Below are 16819 nucleotides of genomic sequence, written 5' to 3' on the forward strand. Positions count from 1 at the left end.
GCCTATCCCGCGCGGCAACAGTCGGGCTGTCGCCCTTCGAGGCTCGCCGAAGAGGCGAGCACCTCAGGGTGACGGTCGTAGATGGCCGCCTCGCTCTCTCACCGTCATTGCGAGCGCAGCGAAGCAATCCAAGAATCTTTCCGCGGACGCATTTCTGGATTGCTTCGCTGCGCTCGCAATGACGAGAACGCCGGGCAGAACCGTAAAGGTGTTTTGCCCGACGGCACAAGCGGTTTCGCTTTATCGAAAACCTCTTTTCTGCGAAAACAACCCCATGCACAGTAGAAAGGAGATTGATTTCAAACAGAAATTTGGTGGGTGGATTAGCGACTCCCACCCAACAAATTCTACTCCGCCGCGATCTGCCTTGGTGCCGGCGGCGGGTTCGCCAAATCGGCGGCGAGCTGAGCGTAGCGGGCTTTGGCGTCGGCGACCGCCTTCTCCTTGACCGGGCCGTAGCCGCGGATGCGGTCGGGTAACGAGAGTAGCTCCACCGCGGTGTCGATCGTGAGCGGCGACAAGAGACCGAGCACGGTGGCGACGTCCTTCTCGTAGCCGGCGATCAGATCGCGTTCGAGCTTGCGGTCGGCGCTACGACCGAAGATGTCGAGCGGCGAGCCGCGCAGCACCTTGAATTTCGCCAGCACGCGGAACACCGGGAGCATCCACGGGCCGAACGCGCGCTTCTTCGGGCGCCCAAGCGCGTCAACGCCGCGGCTGAGGATCGGCGGGGCGAGGTTGAAGTTGAACTTGAAGTCGCCCTCGAACTGGTCGCGGAGCTGCTTTTCGAACGCGCCGTCGGTGTAGAGGCGCGCAACTTCGTATTCGTCCTTATAAGCCAGCAGCTTGGCGTAGTTGACCGCAACGGCGCGGGTCAGCGCCTCGTCATAGCCACCCTGCCTGGCGGCTTCGCTGACCTGGTCGACCAGCTTGCGATAGCGTTTTGCGAGGCGGCCGTTCTGGTACGCCGTGAGATGCCTGGTGCGATGCTCGATGACCTCGTCGAGCGTCATGGCGTCCAGCGCCTTGGGCGCAACCACCTCGTCAGTGCCCTTCAGCATGTCGGCAAGTCGTGCGGGATCGGCGACCGCGAGGCGGCCGAGCCTGAAGGCTTCCTTGTTCATCTTGATCGAGACGCCGTTGACCTCGATCGCCTGCTCGATCGCCTCCGCCGACAACGGCAAGAGGCCCTTCTGATAGGCGTAGCCCATCATCATCATGTTGGTGGCGATGCTGTCGCCGAGCAGCTGTTCGGCCGGCTTGGTGAAGTCGAAAAACACCGAGTCCTTGTGCAGCGCGGTTTCCAGCAACCCGTTCAGCTTGCGGGTCTGGAAGTTGAAGTCGCGATTAAGGACGAAGTCGGCGGTCGGGATGACGTGGCTGTTGATGATGCCGCGGGTGCGGCTGCTGTCGCAGAGCGAGATGGTGTCCTTGGCAACCGCGACCACCTCATCGGCGGCGAGCACGACGTCCGCGGTGCCGGTGACGATGCGCGAGCATGTCACCTCGGCCGGATGGTCGGACAGGCGGACGTGGCTCAGCACCGCCCCACCCTTCTGTGCCAGGCCCGACATGTCGAGGATCATCGAGGCCTTGCCCTCGATATGCGCGGCCATGCCGAGCAGCGCGCCGATCGTCAGCACGCCGGTGCCGCCGACCCCGCCCACCGCGATGTTGTAGGGCTTGTCCAAATTGGGGCGCGACGCCGGCTCGGGCAGATTGCCGATATCGCCGACGCCCGCCGGCGCGCGCTTACGCATCTTGCCGCCGTCGACGGTGACGAAGGACGGGCAAAAGCCTTTGACGCAGGAATAATCCTTGTTGCAGGTCGACTGGTTGATGGCGCGCTTGCGCCCCATCTCCGTCTCCAGCGGTTCGACGGAAATGCAGTTGGACTGCACCGAGCAGTCGCCGCAGCCTTCGCACACCGCGGGATTGATGAGCACACGGCGCGCCGGATCCTCCATCGTGCCGCGCTTGCGGCGGCGGCGCTTCTCGGCGGCGCAGGTCTGAACGAAGACGATCGCGGACGCGCCCTTGACCTTGCGCAGCGTTTTCTGGACCGCGTCGAGCTCGTCACGATGCGCGGTCTTGACGCCGGGCGCGATCTCGTTGGCCGGATAGGCGTCGGGATTTTCCGAGACCAGATAGATCTCGCGGATGCCTTCGCTGTGAAGCTGGAAGGTGATCTGCTGCGGCGACAATTCGCCGTCGACATGCTGGCCGCCGGTCATCGCGGTCGCGTCGTTATAGAGGATCTTGTAGGTGATGTTGGCGCCGGAGGCGATCGCCTGGCGGATCGCGAGGCTGCCGGAATGGAAATAGGTGCCGTCGCCGAGATTGGCGAACACGTGCTCTTCCTTGGTGAAGGGGGCGACGCCGACCCACGGCACACCCTCGCCGCCCATGTGCGTGAAGGTCTCGGTCGAGCGATCCATCCACAGTGCCATGAAGTGGCAACCGATGCCGGCAAAGGCGCGACTGCCTTCGGGCACCTTGGTGGAGGTGTTGTGCGGGCAGCCGGAGCAGAAATACGGGGTGCGGGCGACAGGCGCGGTCGCCTGCATTTGCGACGCCTGGCGGCCGTTGAACCAATCGGCCTTGGCGCGCAGCATGGTTGCAATTTCGGGATTGAGATCAAGTCGAAGCAGACGCTCGGTGAGCGAGCTGGCCAGCGAGGCGACGCTGAGTTCTTCGGCAAAGGGGAGGAAGCGCTTGTCGTGATCGTCCATCTTGCCGATGATCCGGGGACGGACGTCGTCGCGCCAGTTGAACAGCTCCTGCTTCACCTGGTTCTCGACGATCTCGCGGCGCTCTTCGATGATGAAGATTTCCTCGAGGCCTACAGCGAATTGCCTGACGCCTTCCGGCTCCAGAGGCCACGGCATGCCGATCTTGTACAATCGGAGTCCGATCTTGGCGGCGACCTCGGGTGTGATCCCGAGCTCGCGCAGCGCCTGCCGGATATCCTCGTAGCTCTTGCCGGACGCCATGATGCCGTAGCGGGCGTTCGGCGAGTCCATGGTGATGCGATTGACCTTGTTGGCGCGCGCAAAGGCGATCGCGGCAAAGCCCTTGTAGTCCTGCAGGCGGCGGTCCTGGGCGAAGCGGTCGTCGGGCCAGCGCAGATTGAGGCCGCCTTCCGGCATCTCGAAATCGGTCGGGATCACGAACGGAGTCATCTCGTCGGTGAGGTCGATCTCGGCGGTGGTCTCCACGGTCTCCGTGATCACCTTCATGCCGACCCAGCAGCCCGAATAGCGCGACATCGCGATACCCAGAAGGCCCATCTCGATCATCTCGTGGACGCTCGACGGGTAGAGATAGGGCATCAGCGCCGACATGAAGGCATGGTCGGACTGATGCGGGACCGTCGAGGATTTGGCGCCGTGGTCGTCGCCGGCGAGACACAGGACGCCGCCGTTCTTGGCGGAGCCCGCGGCATTGCCGTGGCGGAAGACGTCGCCGCAGCGATCGACGCCGGGGCCCTTGCCGTACCAGATGCCGACCACGCCGTCATACTGGGCGCCGGGCGAGAGGTTGAGCTGCTGCGAGCCCCAGACTGCGGTCGCGGCCAGATCTTCGTTCACGCCGGGCTGGAACTTGATGTTGTACTGCTCGAGATGCTTGCGCGCGGCGAAGAGCTGCTGGTCATAGCCGCCGAGCGGCGAGCCGCGATAGCCGGAGATGAAGCCCGCGGTGTTCAGCCCCGCGGCACGGTCGCGCCGGATCTGGGCCATCGGCAGGCGGACCAGGGCCTGAATGCCGGTCGTGAAAATATGTCCGGTGTCCTGGGTGTATTTCTGATCGAGACTGATCGGACCCTGGTTGATGCCCATTATGTCCTCTTCCGCCCTTTTGAGCGCTTGGCTGCTTAAGCCGTTGCCTGCCCGTTGTTTTTAGCTAGGGCGCGCCGACCATTTCCGCCACTCTATGTCGGATATTTCACGCTCCGCATCACAATTCTGGACCAAAGGCAGCGCCGGGTAAAAATCGCAATTTCGTGGCTGCATTGGCATCCGCGATTTTCATTTTGTGTCACCATACCCCCGCCGTCGCGCAACGAATTGACGCCCGGTCATCCCGGCCGGCGTCGATGGGTCGCAGGAGAGGCTTTCGATGCGGACGATTCTGGCTGGCCTGGCTCTCGTGGGTCTGGCGTTGTGCAGTGCGGTTGCGAGCGCGGCCGTCGCTGCCGAGCCGTCACCGGAGCTGATCGCTTACGGCAAGACGCTGGTGGAGGCCGGCGACTGTGCGGGGTGCCACACCGCCGATCCCGCCAAACCGTTCGCGGGAGGAAAGCGCATCGACACACCGTTCGGCGCGATCTACGCGCCGAACCTGACGCCGGACCGCGACACCGGGATCGGCGCCTGGACCGATGCCGATTTCACCCGTGCCGTGCGCACCGGCATCGCGCCCGACGGCTCCAACTATTACCCGGCGTTCCCGTATCCTTATTTCACGCGGATGACGAAGGACGACACGCTGGCGATCCGGGCCTATCTCGGAACGCTCGCGGCCGTCACGAGCCGCAACAAGCCCCCGGACCTGCGCTGGCCGTTTAGCTATCGCGGCCTGATGCGGATCTGGAACATTGTGTACTTCAAGCCGGGCCTGTTCGAGCCGGACCAGAGCCAGAGCGCGGCGTGGAATCGGGGCGGCTATCTCGTCACCGGCCTCGGTCATTGCGGCGCCTGCCATACGCCGAAGAACTATTTTGGCGCGGACAAGCAGGCGCAGGCACTGGCGGGCAACGAGGTCGGCGGCTGGTACGCGCCAAGGCTCGACGGCGCCGCCCGCACCGGGCTGAGATCGTGGACCGTCGAGGACGTCACGGAATATCTTCAAAGCGGGCGCAACGTCAGGAGCCATGCCGGCGGGCTGATGGCGGAGGTGGTCGTCAACTCGACCTCGAAGATGAGCGATGCCGACGTGCGCGCGATCGCGGTTTACCTGAAGAGCCTGCCGCCGGCACGCCGTGAGACGATCGTGACGCCGCCTGACGAGGCCGAGTTGAAGGGCGGCCAGGCCGTCTACGCCAAGCTCTGCATCGCCTGCCATGAGGCCGACGGTACAGGCAGCCCGCGCATCTATCCGCCGCTGCCTGCCAACGCGCTGCTGCAATCGGCCAATCCGTCCTCGACCTTGCGCATCATCCTCGACGGCGCCCACACCGTGACGACGCCGCGCGCGCCCAACACTGGCGAGATGCCGGCCTATGGCAAGAACTTGTCCGACGACGAGATCGCGGCAGTGACGAACTACATCCGCAATTCCTGGGGCAATGCCGCGCCGCTGGTGACGCCGGCGCAGGTGGCGAAGGCGCGGAAGGAGCAGTAGGTCGCCTCCTCTCCGTCATTGCGAGCGTAGCGAAGCAATCCAGAATCTTTCCGCGGAGGGACACTGGATTGCTTCGCTGCGCTCGCAATGACGGCGTTGATTGAGCTACCGCTCCTCCTCTTCCGTAAAGACGAACTTCGGCATCTCCCATTTGTAGCGCACCGCGAGCAGACGGAAGCTGATGCCGAGCACGAACGTCAAAACAGTCCAGAGCTCGGCGTTCAACTTGAGACCGAAGGCGGTCGCATAGAACAGGCCCGTCACCACCGAGACGCTGGCGTAAAGCTCGGAGCGGAACAGCAGCGGCACGTCGTTGCAGAGCACGTCGCGCAAGACGCCGCCGGCGCAACCGGTCACCATGCCGGAGACAATGACGATTGGCAGCGTGGCATCCATCTGCCAGGCGATGTCGCAGCCGATCATGGTGAAGACGACGAGGCCGATGGCATCGAGCACGATGAAGGCCAGTTTCAGCCGGTGCACCAGGCGCGCCATCAGAATGGTGAGGAAGGCGGCGCCCCCGGCCAGCGCGAGGTAGATGGGGTTCTGCACCCAGGCCAGCGGATAATGCCCCAGAAAGAGATCGCGCAAGGTGCCGCCGCCGAGCGCCGTGATGCAGCCGAGGAAGCAGACGCCGAGCCAATCCATGCTGCGGCGGCCGGCAGCGAGCGCGGCCGTCATGCCTTGCGCCGCGACCGCGACCAGCGACAACAGATGCAGCACGCTATCGGTCGGCGGCAAGCTCCACATCGTTTGGTTCCCTTCCCGCCAGCGAAACTTACGCTTCAGGTTCCCTGCGAACAGGTTCCCGATTCCCGCCGCGGACGCAACATGCGACGAAAGCACTAAGGAGGGCGGAACAGAATCTCGCATCTATGGGTTGTCCCGCCGCAATAATCGAGGAGACCCAATCGATGGCTGACGACCGTTTTATCGACGATCCGTACCGCCCGAATCTCGCCGATGATGAGTATCGCAATGCGGCGCGACGGGATGCCCAGCTTCAGGTCGACCCGGAGCTCGGCGAAGGCCCCGCCTCCAGCGGCAAAGTAGCCCTGTTCGCAGTGGCAATCGCCTTGGTGCTGGGTGCCGTGTTCTATGGCCTGAACAACACCGGCACCGGCAACCAAGCCAGCACCACGCCGGCAACGCAGACCGCCCAGCAGGCACCGGCTACCAATCCGGCCGCACCTCCCGGCATGCGCGACGTGACGCCGCGCACCAACACCGGGCCGGGCGTGACCACGGGCGCCGCGCCGAGCAGACCGGCACCGGATACGCCGGCACCGGCTGACGGCGCGAAGTAACAATTTGCAACACTATGCGACAGCGGCGGGACTCACATCCCGCCGCTTTCGGCTGTCTCTAGCTGAACATCTTGTTGAGCTCGCCGCCGGGATAGCCGCTCGCGAGTTCCGAGAAGGTGCCCTTCTCCGCCATTTCCTTCGCGGCGCGCATGAAGCCGCCCCAGGCGGCGCGAGCGAGTGAACCGCCGACGCTGATCCGGCGCACGCCAAGATCGGCAGCTTCCTGCAATGAGAGCCCGGAGCCGCCGATCAACAGATTGAACGGCTTGGGTGCGACAGCCTTCACCACCGCGGCGATGTCCTCGCGGCTCTTCAGGCCCGGCGCGTAAAGGCAATCGGCGCCAGCGTCGGCGTAAGCGGTGAGCCGGTCGATGACAAGCTTGAGGTCGGTCACGCCCCACAGATAGGCCTCGCAGCGGCCGACCAGCAGCACGCCGCTGTCGCCGATCGCCTTGCGCGACGCCTTGATGCGCTCGACTGCAAGCGCGCGCTCGTAGATCGGCTTGTCCTTGTTGCCGGTGGAATCCTCGATCGACAGGCCGGCAACGCCGGTGCGCACACAGCGCTCGACATTATCCGCGACCTTATCCGGCTCGACCGCAAAGCCGCCCTCGAAATCCGCATTCACGGGGATGTCGACGGAAGAGCTCAATGTTGCCAGATGCTGACAGACCGCCTCGACGGAGACGTGGTTGTCGGCCTTGCCGATGGTCCAGGCAAAGCCCGCACTCGACGACGCGAGCGCCTTGAAGCCGAGATGCTGCAACGCTTTGGCGCTGCCGATGTCGACTGGATTGGGCAGGATGAAGCAGCCGCTCTCGTGCATCTTCCTGAAGGTCGCGCGCTTGTCAGCAGTTGTCACATGCATGTTTCTCTCCCTGGTTGGCCGCGCAGAGATGGGGACGTGCCGCCGCGAGCGCTAGTGCGCGTCGTGCACCGCACGGCTGTCCTTCGGCGCCTGCTCGCGATCATTCATGCTGTAGTCGCGAATGACGCTGGCGATACGCAAATGATAATCGGCGAAGATCTTTGCGCGGCCCTTGGCCTGGGTGCGGCGGTGCTCCATCGTGTTGCGCCAGGCTTGCACGGCGGCCTCGTCCCGCCAGAAAGACACCGACAAGATCTTGCCCTTCTCGGTCAGGCTCTCGAAACGCTCGACCGAGACGAAGCCGTCGATGGTTTGCAGGATCGGCTTGAGGTCGGCCGCGAGGTCGAAATAATCCTGGCGGTGTTCCGGCTTCGGCCAGACCTCGAAGATCACGGCGATCATGGGCGTCTCCTTGAGTTGATGGCCTACAATACCACCTACAAAACCACTTGGCGCAGAAACGTGCGCTCTTCCGCGAGGATGAATTTGTGCTCCTCGGCGAAATGGAAGTTCGCCATGCCTTCCGTATCCTGACGCAGCCGGGCGCGATAGGTCTCATACGCAGCCAGACTCTCGAAGGTGATCAGCGCGAACGCGATGTTGTTGGTGCCCTCGTGCGGCATGAAATAGCCGATCAGGTCGCCGCCGCATTTCGGGATGATGGTGAGCCAGCGCTTCGAATACTCCTCGAACTGCGCGCGCTTGAAGGGATCGAGCTGGTAGCGGATGAAGACGGTGATAGACATGATGGGCTCCTCTGGTTCCACACCGTCATTGCGAGAAGCGCGAGCGACACCGCCGCCGCTGAAGCAGTCTGGATTGCTTCGCTTCGCTCGCAATGACGAGTCCGTGGCAACACGCTACGCGCTTGCCCCACCGCAATGCTTCGGCTACCATCGAAGCATGAAATCAGGTCCGGACATCGCCATGATCGCCGCGCTGGTCGGCGATCCCGCCCGCGCCAACATGCTCACTGCGCTGATGAACGGCCGCGCGCTCACGGCGAGCGAGCTGGCGCAGGAGGCCGGCATCACGCCGCAGACCGCGAGCTCGCATCTTTCCAAGCTCGAGGCCGGTGGCCTGATCGAGCCGGAGAAGCAGGGCCGCCACCGCTACTACCGCCTCACCGACGACGACGTCGCCGGTGTGCTGGAGGGCCTTGCGGGCCTCGCCGCGCGGACCGGCCATATGCGCGTGCGCACCGGGCCGAAGGATCCGGCGCTGCGGCGTGCGCGGATCTGCTACGACCATCTCGCCGGCGATCTCGGCGTGCAGATGCTCGACACCCTGCGCGCGCGAAACCTGGTCAGGCAGAAGAAGCAGGAGATCGAGCTGACGGCGGAGGGCGAGCGCTTCCTGGCGAAGCATTTGCAGATCTCGCCCGACATGCTCGCCCATCCGCGCCGGCCGGTCTGCAAGGCCTGTCTCGACTGGAGCGAGCGGCGCCACCATCTCGCCGGCACGCTGGGCGCCGCGATGATGCAGCGTTTCGCCGAGCTGAAATGGGCCGCCCGCGACGCCACGCCCGGCAGCCGCGTGGTGAATTTTACGCGCACCGGCGAGAAGCAGTTTGCCGCGTTGTTCGGTGATGGGCGGGACTGAACACAACTCCGTGTGAACGACGTCTCTCGCTTGACCCGGCCATCCACGCGTTTATGGCCACGGTTGTCACACACAGAGACCTCCATGATCCGCTTTGCTTCGGCCGCGCTCGTCGCCGTCCTCACCGCCTCTCCGCTCACCTCCACCCACGCCGCCGATACCGCCCCGCGCGAGCCCTACGGTATCGCGCTCGAAGGCTTTCCCTATCCTTATCCCGTGCACCTGCTGCCTCTGACCAATGACGGCGAGCAGCTCAGCATGGCTTATATGGACGTGCCGCCTGCGCAGCCGAACGGCCGCACCGTCGTGCTGCTGCACGGGCGCAACTTCCCGTCGAGCTACTGGGCGCCTGTGATCAAGATGCTGAGCGAGGCCGGCTTCCGCGTCGTGGTGCCGGACCAGATCGGCTTCGGCAAATCCTCCAAGCCAACAGGCGAGCTGCATTTCGACAATCTGGCGCGCAACACTATCGCGCTGCTCGATCACCTCAAGATCGATAAGGCCGAGATCGTCGCCCATTCCCTCGGCGGCATGCTGGGCGTCCGCATCGCCCGCGCCTTTCCCGACCGCGTCGCTCACCTTGTTCTGACGGCCCCAATCGGGCTGGAAGATTACCGTTTCTATGTCCCGCCGACGCCGACCGAGAAGATCATCGAGGCCGAGGACAAGCTCACGGCCGATGGCTACCGCAAGCAGCTGCAGACCAACTATGCGATCAAGCTGCCGGCGGAGGCGATCACGCCGTTCATCGACACCCGCTTCAACATCAAGGGCAGCCCGGACTATCCACGCTGGCTGCGCGCCTTCGTCAGTTCCGGCCAGATGATCTATCGCGAGCCGGTGGCGCACGAGATCGCACTGATCACCGAGCCGACGCTGTTCATCATGGGGGCCGACGACCACAACGCACCGGGCCGGCCGAACGCGCCGGAGGCGCTGCGCGCGAAAATGGGGCAGAACGCCGAGCTGGCGAAGGCACTGGCCGCGAAGATGCCGAATGCGCGGGCCGAGGTAATCCCGGACACCGGCCATCTCGTCTTCCTGGAATCACCGGAGAAGTACAAAGAGCTGGTGCTGGGCTTTCTCGGCCGCTAGCGACATTGCTGTCGTCCGGAGCCGCGTGCGGGGAATGTTCATGCCGCATTCAGGTCATCATTGGCAAATTTGGGGCGCGTCGTGTCGGCATGTTGCGAACTTTAACGTGTCGAATCGTGTCTTTTGATTCATGGTGCGCCGAAATCGCCAACCTCTCCTGCCTGCCCCAATCCTGCCTCCAAAGCCTACCCCCAAAGACGAGAAGGAAGATCAAATGAAATACCTGTTTGCCGCCGTGATGCTCGCCAGCGCGGTCGTTGGTTTCAGCGAGGCGGCCAGCGCCGCCGGCGGTTGCGGCCCCGGCTGGTATCGCGGCGCCTATGGCGGCTGCCGCCCGATGCGCGGTCCGGTCGTTGTCCGCCCGGGTCCGATCGTGGTTGCGCCGGCCCCTGTCGTGGTCGTGCCGCGCGCGCGCGTGTGCCCCTACGGCTTCCGCTGGTACGCCGGCCGCTGCCGCCCGTTCTGATCTCGTTTTTCTCGCATAGCGAAATGGCCGCGCGGCGAAAGCCTGCGCGGCCATTTTCTTTTTGAGCGCCTGACGTCGCACCGGGATGTTTAGAATCAAAACGGGGGGACCGCGATCGCGGTCCCCCCGTTCAAGCCTGGCTTGCGCGAAGCTTACCAATGGCGGCGATGCCAGCGCCGGCGATGCCAGCCCCAGTGACGGCGGCGCCAACCCCAATGACGGTGGTGGCCGTGCCAGTGCACCTGCTCCGGCTTCAACTGCGCTGCCTCTTCGCTGCTGGTGACTGCGGGATGAGCGTCGGGATTGCCTTGCGGCATGCTGCCATCACCGAGCGGCTGCGGCGCCAGTGGCGCAGCCTTCGCGGCGGTCGTGAACGCGGCAGCTCCGGCCGCGACACCGATTGCAAATTTCAAAAAATTCCGGCGCTCCATGACTTCTTCCTCTTGGATGGTCGTGCCCGTGATGCAGGGGAAGTGTCGCGGTGACGACATGAACCGAAGCTGAATCGCGCGTTCAGGTTCGTTGCGCAGGTGACAGGAGGATTCGCAGCGCCGTAGCCCGGATGCCCTATTTCCCGAACTCCTGCGCCAGCAGCAGCAACTCGCGCGTGCGCGCCACGTCGGGCCAATCGCGGTTGAAATCAGCCACCAGCTGCGTCAGCGCATCGCCCTTCAGCATGGCGTGTAGCGAAGCCTCGCTCTCGAACTGATACATCGCCTGATGCAGTGAGGGATCGTCGAGGCTCCAGAATCGCCAGGCCTTGCTAATACCGAAAGCCTTCACCGCGTCGGGCAGATGTTCCGTCTCGTACCATCTGTCGAAGGCGGCGCGCTTGCCGGCATCCGTGACGATGGCGCGGACGACGAAGAAGGCTGACGGCATCGGATTTTCCTCCTGTTGTTTGGGGTGAGACTAGCCGGTTGTGTCGCCGACGACAAAAAGAGTTGGCAGCGGTGTCGGAACGCGCATCTCTCACCCGTCCTATGCCCGAACAGCAGACGGAGACACCACATGCCCGACCTCACGCTCACCACCTTCGACTGGGTTCCCCCGCCCCCGCGCGGTTTCGTGCGCGACCTTCGGGTGCGCTGGGCGCTCGAAGAGGCCGCATTGCCCTATCGCGTCGCAAGCGCGCCGTTCGACGGGCGCGGCGCCGAGCATCTTGCGCACCAGCCGTTCGGGCAGGTGCCGTGGCTGACCGACGGCGATCTCTCGATCTTCGAGAGCGGCGCGATCCTGCTGCATCTCGGCGGCCTCAGCACGAAGCTGCTGCCATCAGATCCGCGCGGCCGCAACGAAGCCACGGAATGGCTGTTCGCCGCGCTCAATTCGGTGGAGATGGCGAGCCTGCCCTGGACGATGTCGAAGTTCATGGGTCATCCGAGCGATACGGCCGCGTGGAAATTCGTCGACGACTTCCTAAAACTCCGCCTCAAGCACATGGAGGCGGTGCTGGCCAACCGCGAATGGCTGGCAGGCACCTTCTCCGTCGCCGACATCCTGATGTCAGACGTGCTGCGCATCGTCGATCAGTTCGATGGGCTCGCGGACAGTGCCGCCTGCCGCGCCTACGTCGCGCGCGCCACCGCCCGCCCGGCCTTCGCCAAGGCCCGCTCGGACCAGATGGCGCATTTCGCTGCGGCGGACGCGACGCGCTGACGCGGCGTGGGGTGTGACGTGCCTCACATAACTAATCCGGCAGTAGCCGTAAGCTCACAGCCATCAAATCAACCCTGCGGAAGGTGACACATGGCCCGCATCGCATATCTCAGAGACCAGCTTGCCCGCGCCGAAAGGTTGGCAAAGGCGATCCTCGACCGGCAAACCGCGGAGCAGCTTCAGGCGTTTGCAGCCGAATGCCGCGAAGAGTTGCAGGTGCTGTCACGCAGGGCTGCCGCGTAAACTGGCGCGCTACACCAGCTTCATCGGAGTATCGGCGACCACGCGAAGGTCGATGCGGCTGATCAGTTGAGACCGAAGCGCCTCCGCGTCACCAATCGCGCTCTCTGTCTGCCGCAGCGTGCTGACGTTCGAACCGAGCGAGACGATCCCGCCGAGCACCAGAGCGATCGATCCTAGCGCCGCGGTCTGACCCATCCCGAGCAAGCCGAGGATCGTGATCAGCAATAGCGCAGCACCGCCACCGATCGCGAGCTTGGATGCCAGGATGTACTTCCGGCACCGCTCGGCGATCTCGGCCAAAGCCTCGATCCGCGCTTCGATGTCGGAGATCTCGTCGGTCGGGTCGTCTTCGGTCATTCGATTTGGATCGAGGATGCCAAGTCAGGAAACAGAATCAGTAGCCCGCATGAGCGAAGCGACATGCGGGACTTGGATGGAAAACCCGGATGTCGCTTCGCTCATCCGGGCTATGAGGCGTTACAACGGCAGATTGTCGTGCTTCTTCGCCGGCGTTTCCACCTTCTTGTCCTTCAGCATCGACAACGCCCGTGCGATCCGTTTCCGCGTCGAGTGCGGCATGATGACGTCGTCGATGTAGCCGCGCTCGGCGGCGATGAAGGGGGAGAGAAAGCGGTCTTCGTATTCCTTGGTGCGCGCGGCGATCTTGTCGGGATCGCCGATGTCGGCGCGGAAGATGATCTCGACCGCGCCCTTGGCGCCCATCACCGCGATCTGGGCGGTCGGCCAGGCGTAGTTCATGTCGGCGCCGATCTCCTTGGAGGCCATGACGTCGAAGGCGCCGCCATAAGCCTTGCGGGTGATGATGGTGACCAGCGGCACGGTGCACTGCGAATAGGCGAACAGCAGTTTCGCGCCGTGCTTGATCAGGCCGCCATATTCCTGCGCAGTGCCCGGCAGGAAGCCCGGCACGTCGACGAAGGTGACGATCGGGATGTTGAAGGCATCGCAGAAGCGAACGAAGCGCGCGGCCTTCCGGGAAGCGTCGCTGTCGAGCACGCCGGCCAGCACCATCGGCTGGTTGGCGACGAAGCCCACCGTGCGGCCGGCGATGCGGCCGAAGCCGGTGACGATGTTCTTGGCAAAAGCGTCCGCGATCTCGAAGAAATCGCCCTCGTCCACGACCTTGAGGATCAGCTCCTTCATGTCATAGGGCTTGTTCGGATTGTCGGGGATCAGCGTATCGAGCGACATGTCGACGCGGCCGATGTCGTCGAAGCTCGGCCATTCCGGCACACCGTCGGTGTTGTTGGACGGCAGGAAGTCGATCAGGCGCCGCATCTGCAAGAGCGTCTCGACGTCGTTCTCGAAGGCGCCGTCGGCGATCGAGGAGCGCGTGGCGTGCACCGAGGCGCCGCCGAGCTCTTCCGCCGTGACGACCTCATTGGTGACGGTCTTCACCACGTCGGGGCCGGTGACGAACATGTAGCTGGTGTTCTTCACCATGAAGATGAAGTCGGTCATCGCAGGCGAATAGACGTCGCCGCCGGCGCAGGGGCCCATGATGACGGAGATCTGCGGGATCACGCCGGAGGCGAGCACGTTGCGGCGAAACACGTAGGAATAGCCGGCGAGCGCGGCGACGCCCTCCTGGATGCGGGCGCCGCCCGCGTCATAGAGGCCGATGATGGGCGCACGCGCCTTCATCGCCATGTCCTGGAGCTTTGTGATCTTGAGCGCGTGGGTCTCGGACAGCGAGCCGCCAAACACGGTGAAGTCCTTGGCAAAGACAAAGGTCTTGCGGCCGTTGACGGTGCCCCAGCCGGTGACGACGCCGTCGCCGGGCACCTTGTTCTTCTCCATGCCGAACTCGGTGGAGCGGTGCTCGACGAACATGTCGAATTCCTCGAACGATCCCTTGTCGAGCAAGAGCTCGATACGCTCACGCGCGGTCAGCTTGCCGCGGGCGTGCTGCGCCTCGATGCGCTTCTCGCCGCCGCCGAGCTTTGCGCCGGCGCGACGGTCTTCAAGGGCGTCCAGGATATTCTTCATTTGCTCCCGCCAGTTCTTAGCCTAAATGCGATTGCCGGGGTTCTAACACGGCATTTTGCGGGCCGGGAAGCGGCTTTCGGTCCCGCAGGGCTGCCTTGCCGCAGCGGGAAAGCGCAAGGAATTTCAAAGTTTTGCCTGGGAGACGAGCATGACCGAAGGAACGGCCGAGACCGGCGCGGCGACGGGCGGCGTCAACATCCTGCTGCGGCTGGAGGGCCTGACCCTGTTTGTGGGAATGGTGATGCTCTACTGGACCTGGGACGGCTCCTGGGCGGTCTTTGCCCTGCTCTTCCTCGTCCCCGATCTGAGCTTCCTGGCATACCTGGCCGACGCCAAACTCGGCGCGATGGTCTACAACGCCGCCCACAGCTACATGGCGCCGGTCGCGCTGCTGACGCTCGGCTTCGGCCTCGCCTCGCCGCTCACACTGTCCATCGCCTTGATCTGGCTCGCCCATATCGGCCTCGACCGGGCGCTGGGCTATGGCCTGAAATACTCGGCCGGCTTCGGCTTCACCCATCTCGGCCGGATCGGCCGGCAGAAGGATACCTGACGGTCAATTGTGCGGTGCCTCGGCTAACTGCGTAGCCCGGATGGAGCGCAGCGTAATCCGGGCTACGAGAGCGTATTTGCTGCGCCAGCCAGTTGACCGGACCCGCCGATTCAGGCTTGCTCCAGGCTTGCGATCAGGCGCCGAATGTTGCGTGAGCTCAGTCGGTACGGCGGCGGTCATCATTTCCGGCTGCAAGCATCACCTCATGTCTGCGACGGTCGTCCCACTGCCGCCGAACTCATCGTCCGAAACCACCGACTTCCTGCGGCGCATGGCCATCATGGTGTCAGGGCGGAACGGCGAGATGCTGCTGCGCGCGGCCGCGCTGATCGAGTCGCTGGCACAGCGGGCGATGTCGGCGGAACGCCTCTATCACCGGGAGCACGAAGAGAACACGCGCAACAGCGAACTGCGCGAGGCCGGTGAGATGGCGTCCGACGCCATGGTCAAGCAAATTGACGGGCTGCGCAGCCAGCTTGCCGAGGTCACCGCGGCCGCGGCGGCCGAGCGCGCGGCATTCGATGCCGAGCGCGGCAGCCTGCTCGGCCTGATGCAGCACGCGGAGAGCCATATCGGCCAGCTCACAAGCGAGCTGGAGACGCTGCACGCCTCAGTCGACAGCTTCAACGAGACCGCCATTTCCGTGCCGATCGAGGTGCTGCGGCTGGCGCGCACCCAGTTCGATTTTCTCTCCGCCGGCTTTGCCCGCAAGGGCGACGTGATCTCGCAGGCGATGAGCGAGATCGGCGGTTTTGCGATCGACCAGGCGTTGACGGTGAAGAAGGCGGCTGACAAGGCCTGAGGCCGTCGCGCATCACCACGAGGAGCGCGTGAAGGGCGATGTCGACGCCACATACTCCGTCATTGCGAGCGAAGCGAAGCAATCCAGAATCTTTCCGCGGAGGCACCCTGGATTGCTTCGCTGCGCTCGCAATGACGCGTAGAGAGAGCTGGGCTCGCAACGACGAACCTCAAGGCTCGCCCGGCTTGAACGGCTCCTGCTTATCCGGCGGCACGGTCTCCTCCGCCATTGCGAGCAGCATCGCAACCATCACGTAATTGCCAGCGACCACGGTGAGGTCGACGATCTGCTGGTCGTTGAACACCTTCTTCGCGCGAGCATAGGTTTCGTCGCCGACCTTCTTCGTCGTGGTGAGCTCGGTGACGAAATCGTAGACCACAGCCTCGTCCTCGGCCATCTTCGCAGGCCGCTTGTTGGCCTTCAGCTCCGCGATGATGTCGGGCGACAGGCCCGCCTTCGCCGCGAGCGGCGCATGGGCATACCACTCGACCTGCGAGCGCCATTGCCGCCCGATGATCAGGATCGCGAATTCGTTGAGTTTTGTCGGGACCGAGGTTTCCCAGCGCAGATAGTGGAACAGGTCGAACAGGCGCTGGCCGAGCACCGGGCTGCGGATCATCGGATTGTAGGGCCCGCCGATGCCGACGCTCGAGACCTTCATGATCTGCTCGCCGAGCGGCTTCTGCTTGGCGTCGAGCTGGTCCATCGTGAGCTGCGCAAAGCGCGGCTCCCTGCTGGTGGCGGGCGCTGCAAACATCGTGGCGGCGACCCAGCCGCCCGCGGCGGCAAGCGTGAGCGACGTCAGCCAGAGCGGCGTTGAGTTCATTTTGTCCTCCCGGTTTTTTCTTGACCCGGAGGATGCTAGTCGAGC

19 protein-coding genes are annotated in these 16819 nt (G+C 64.2%); 9 read left to right on the forward strand and 10 right to left on the reverse strand.

The genetic code is table 11. The annotated features are described in order from the left end of the window. Positions 1 to 347: 347 nt before the first annotated feature. Complete coding sequence (locus C7G41_RS20775; RefSeq protein WP_106944287.1) at positions 348 to 3839, reverse strand: indolepyruvate ferredoxin oxidoreductase family protein; 3492 nt, start codon at positions 3837 to 3839, stop codon at positions 348 to 350. 280 nt (positions 3840 to 4119) lie between these two features. On the opposite strand from C7G41_RS20775, the gene C7G41_RS20780 reads away from it, so the two are divergent. Continuing rightward, positions 4120 to 5343 (forward strand): cytochrome c, encoded by a 1224-nt coding sequence (locus C7G41_RS20780; RefSeq protein WP_106944288.1) that lies wholly within the window; start codon positions 4120 to 4122, stop codon positions 5341 to 5343. Positions 5344 to 5448: 105 nt separating this feature from the next. Here C7G41_RS20780 and C7G41_RS20785 read toward each other — a convergent pair whose 3' ends face one another. After that, positions 5449 to 6093 carry a trimeric intracellular cation channel family protein gene (locus C7G41_RS20785; protein ID WP_106944289.1) on the reverse strand — a complete coding sequence of 215 codons (645 nt, stop codon included), beginning with the start codon at positions 6091 to 6093 and terminating at the stop codon, positions 5449 to 5451. A 164-nt stretch (positions 6094 to 6257) separates the two neighbouring features. Between C7G41_RS20785 and C7G41_RS20790 the strand changes: the two genes are divergently transcribed. Next, a complete protein-coding gene (locus C7G41_RS20790) occupies positions 6258 to 6650 on the forward strand; it encodes a hypothetical protein (RefSeq protein WP_199198502.1) in 393 nt (130 codons plus the stop codon). A 58-nt stretch (positions 6651 to 6708) separates the two neighbouring features. Here the strand turns inward: C7G41_RS20790 and C7G41_RS20795 are convergent, their stop codons facing one another. From C7G41_RS20795 to C7G41_RS20805, 3 genes are read right to left on the reverse strand one after another with little or no spacing between them, the layout of a single operon-like run. Further along, positions 6709 to 7518, reverse strand: coding sequence for an oxaloacetate decarboxylase (locus C7G41_RS20795; RefSeq protein ID WP_106944291.1), 810 nt, complete (start codon positions 7516 to 7518; stop codon positions 6709 to 6711). Positions 7519 to 7569: 51 nt separating this feature from the next. Then, positions 7570 to 7920, reverse strand: a complete 351-nt coding sequence (locus C7G41_RS20800; protein WP_106944292.1) for an antibiotic biosynthesis monooxygenase — start codon at positions 7918 to 7920, stop codon at positions 7570 to 7572. 35 nt (positions 7921 to 7955) lie between these two features. Next, positions 7956 to 8264: an NIPSNAP family protein gene (locus C7G41_RS20805; RefSeq protein ID WP_199198503.1), complete on the reverse strand. Its 309-nt coding sequence runs from the start codon at positions 8262 to 8264 to the stop codon at positions 7956 to 7958. A gap of 157 nt (positions 8265 to 8421) precedes the next feature. On the opposite strand from C7G41_RS20805, the gene C7G41_RS20810 reads away from it, so the two are divergent. From C7G41_RS20810 to C7G41_RS20820, 3 genes are all read left to right on the forward strand, one after another. Continuing rightward, positions 8422 to 9120: an ArsR family transcriptional regulator gene (locus tag C7G41_RS20810; RefSeq protein WP_199198504.1), complete on the forward strand. Its 699-nt coding sequence runs from the start codon at positions 8422 to 8424 to the stop codon at positions 9118 to 9120. An 84-nt stretch (positions 9121 to 9204) separates the two neighbouring features. After that, entirely contained in the window at positions 9205 to 10215 is a 1011-nt protein-coding gene (locus tag C7G41_RS20815) for an alpha/beta fold hydrolase (RefSeq protein WP_106944294.1), read from the forward strand. A 214-nt stretch (positions 10216 to 10429) separates the two neighbouring features. Further along, on the forward strand, positions 10430 to 10681 hold the full coding sequence (locus C7G41_RS20820; protein ID WP_007603074.1) for a GCG_CRPN prefix-to-repeats domain-containing protein: 252 nt from the start codon (positions 10430 to 10432) through the stop codon (positions 10679 to 10681). Between the two features lie 152 nt (positions 10682 to 10833). Here the strand turns inward: C7G41_RS20820 and C7G41_RS20825 are convergent, their stop codons facing one another. Both C7G41_RS20825 and C7G41_RS20830 read right to left on the reverse strand, forming a co-directional pair. Next, positions 10834 to 11112, reverse strand: coding sequence for a twin-arginine translocation signal domain-containing protein (locus C7G41_RS20825; protein WP_106944295.1), 279 nt, complete (start codon positions 11110 to 11112; stop codon positions 10834 to 10836). 136 nt (positions 11113 to 11248) lie between these two features. Next, complete coding sequence (locus C7G41_RS20830) at positions 11249 to 11563, reverse strand: hypothetical protein (RefSeq protein WP_106944296.1); 315 nt, start codon at positions 11561 to 11563, stop codon at positions 11249 to 11251. A gap of 129 nt (positions 11564 to 11692) precedes the next feature. On the opposite strand from C7G41_RS20830, the gene C7G41_RS20835 reads away from it, so the two are divergent. Then, entirely contained in the window at positions 11693 to 12340 is a 648-nt protein-coding gene (locus C7G41_RS20835) for a glutathione S-transferase family protein (protein ID WP_106944297.1), read from the forward strand. 90 nt (positions 12341 to 12430) lie between these two features. Beyond that, positions 12431 to 12583: a hypothetical protein gene (locus C7G41_RS37875; protein ID WP_018456483.1), complete on the forward strand. Its 153-nt coding sequence runs from the start codon at positions 12431 to 12433 to the stop codon at positions 12581 to 12583. Between the two features lie 9 nt (positions 12584 to 12592). Here the strand turns inward: C7G41_RS37875 and C7G41_RS20840 are convergent, their stop codons facing one another. Further along, positions 12593 to 12940 carry a hypothetical protein gene (locus C7G41_RS20840; RefSeq protein ID WP_106944298.1) on the reverse strand — a complete coding sequence of 116 codons (348 nt, stop codon included), beginning with the start codon at positions 12938 to 12940 and terminating at the stop codon, positions 12593 to 12595. Between the two features lie 120 nt (positions 12941 to 13060). Next, the gene (locus C7G41_RS20845; RefSeq protein ID WP_007603066.1) at positions 13061 to 14593 is read right to left on the reverse strand and encodes an acyl-CoA carboxylase subunit beta; all 1533 of its coding nucleotides are present in this window, start codon (positions 14591 to 14593) and stop codon (positions 13061 to 13063) included. 148 nt (positions 14594 to 14741) lie between these two features. Here C7G41_RS20845 and C7G41_RS20850 point away from each other — a divergent pair, with 148 nt between their 5' ends. Together C7G41_RS20850 and C7G41_RS20855 are read left to right on the forward strand one after the other, a co-directional pair. Continuing rightward, positions 14742 to 15146, forward strand: coding sequence for a DUF4260 domain-containing protein (locus C7G41_RS20850; protein WP_106944299.1), 405 nt, complete (start codon positions 14742 to 14744; stop codon positions 15144 to 15146). A gap of 205 nt (positions 15147 to 15351) precedes the next feature. Then, the gene (locus tag C7G41_RS20855; protein ID WP_199198505.1) at positions 15352 to 15948 is read left to right on the forward strand and encodes a hypothetical protein; all 597 of its coding nucleotides are present in this window, start codon (positions 15352 to 15354) and stop codon (positions 15946 to 15948) included. Between the two features lie 169 nt (positions 15949 to 16117). Here C7G41_RS20855 and C7G41_RS20860 read toward each other — a convergent pair whose 3' ends face one another. Next, on the reverse strand, positions 16118 to 16774 hold the full coding sequence (locus tag C7G41_RS20860) for a carboxymuconolactone decarboxylase family protein (RefSeq protein WP_106944301.1): 657 nt from the start codon (positions 16772 to 16774) through the stop codon (positions 16118 to 16120). Positions 16775 to 16819: the final 45 nt, after the last annotated feature.

It is taken from the genome of Bradyrhizobium sp. MOS002, from assembly GCF_003020115.1.
Lineage (GTDB): Bacteria > Pseudomonadota > Alphaproteobacteria > Rhizobiales > Xanthobacteraceae > Bradyrhizobium.

Coding starts and splice junctions, on each gene's coding strand:
- C7G41_RS20780 (WP_106944288.1), top strand. CDS start 4,120: ATGCGGACGATTCTGGCTGGCCTGGCTCTCGTGGGTCTGGCGTTGTGC.
- C7G41_RS20805 (WP_199198503.1), bottom strand. CDS start 8,264: ATGTCTATCACCGTCTTCATCCGCTACCAGCTCGATCCCTTCAAGCGC.
- C7G41_RS20795 (WP_106944291.1), bottom strand. CDS start 7,518: ATGCATGTGACAACTGCTGACAAGCGCGCGACCTTCAGGAAGATGCAC.
- C7G41_RS20790 (WP_199198502.1), top strand. CDS start 6,258: ATGGCTGACGACCGTTTTATCGACGATCCGTACCGCCCGAATCTCGCC.
- C7G41_RS20855 (WP_199198505.1), top strand. CDS start 15,352: ATGTCTGCGACGGTCGTCCCACTGCCGCCGAACTCATCGTCCGAAACC.
- C7G41_RS20850 (WP_106944299.1), top strand. CDS start 14,742: ATGACCGAAGGAACGGCCGAGACCGGCGCGGCGACGGGCGGCGTCAAC.
- C7G41_RS20820 (WP_007603074.1), top strand. CDS start 10,430: ATGAAATACCTGTTTGCCGCCGTGATGCTCGCCAGCGCGGTCGTTGGT.
- C7G41_RS20840 (WP_106944298.1), bottom strand. CDS start 12,940: ATGACCGAAGACGACCCGACCGACGAGATCTCCGACATCGAAGCGCGG.
- C7G41_RS20825 (WP_106944295.1), bottom strand. CDS start 11,112: ATGGAGCGCCGGAATTTTTTGAAATTTGCAATCGGTGTCGCGGCCGGA.
- C7G41_RS20775 (WP_106944287.1), bottom strand. CDS start 3,839: ATGGGCATCAACCAGGGTCCGATCAGTCTCGATCAGAAATACACCCAG.
- C7G41_RS20785 (WP_106944289.1), bottom strand. CDS start 6,093: ATGTGGAGCTTGCCGCCGACCGATAGCGTGCTGCATCTGTTGTCGCTG.
- C7G41_RS20830 (WP_106944296.1), bottom strand. CDS start 11,563: ATGCCGTCAGCCTTCTTCGTCGTCCGCGCCATCGTCACGGATGCCGGC.
- C7G41_RS20800 (WP_106944292.1), bottom strand. CDS start 7,920: ATGATCGCCGTGATCTTCGAGGTCTGGCCGAAGCCGGAACACCGCCAG.
- C7G41_RS20815 (WP_106944294.1), top strand. CDS start 9,205: ATGATCCGCTTTGCTTCGGCCGCGCTCGTCGCCGTCCTCACCGCCTCT.
- C7G41_RS20835 (WP_106944297.1), top strand. CDS start 11,693: ATGCCCGACCTCACGCTCACCACCTTCGACTGGGTTCCCCCGCCCCCG.
- C7G41_RS20860 (WP_106944301.1), bottom strand. CDS start 16,774: ATGAACTCAACGCCGCTCTGGCTGACGTCGCTCACGCTTGCCGCCGCG.
- C7G41_RS20845 (WP_007603066.1), bottom strand. CDS start 14,593: ATGAAGAATATCCTGGACGCCCTTGAAGACCGTCGCGCCGGCGCAAAG.
- C7G41_RS37875 (WP_018456483.1), top strand. CDS start 12,431: ATGGCCCGCATCGCATATCTCAGAGACCAGCTTGCCCGCGCCGAAAGG.
- C7G41_RS20810 (WP_199198504.1), top strand. CDS start 8,422: ATGAAATCAGGTCCGGACATCGCCATGATCGCCGCGCTGGTCGGCGAT.